The sequence below is a fragment of the Burkholderia sp. Bp9004 genome (genome assembly GCF_003858025.1).
GTDB lineage: Bacteria > Pseudomonadota > Gammaproteobacteria > Burkholderiales > Burkholderiaceae > Burkholderia > Burkholderia diffusa.
The window spans coordinates 1-318 of record NZ_QTQD01000108.1 but is presented as its reverse complement, the minus strand read 5'-3'; the positions used below and the strand labels follow the sequence as shown (position 1 = coordinate 318).

Annotated in this window: 1 pseudogene; it reads left to right on the top strand. The window is 63.5% G+C overall.

Annotated features, from left to right (window positions below):
* Nucleotides 1-82: 82 nt before the first annotated feature.
* Nucleotides 83-318, top strand: a pseudogene (locus DIE08_RS35370) (electron transfer flavoprotein subunit alpha/FixB family protein); the annotation flags it as partial.

The following is a 318-nucleotide window of genomic DNA, read 5'->3' as shown; positions in this document are numbered from 1 at the left end:
GGCGTGAAGGTGCCGGACGTGAAGACGCTGGTCGAGAAGCTGAAGACCGAAGCCAAGGTGCTGTAAGAGGGAGCGGAAAGAAATGACGATTCTGGTGATTGCAGAACATGACAACGCGTCGATCAAGGCCGCGACGCTGAACACGGTGGCGGCGGCCGCGAAGATCGGCGGTGACATTCACGTGCTGGTCGCGGGGCACAACGCGCAGGGCGCGGCCGATGCGGCAGCCAAGATTGCAGGTGTGTCGAAGGTGTTGCTGGCCGACGCGCCGCAGCTCGAAGCGGGCCTGGCGGAAAACGTCGAAGCGACCGCGCTGAA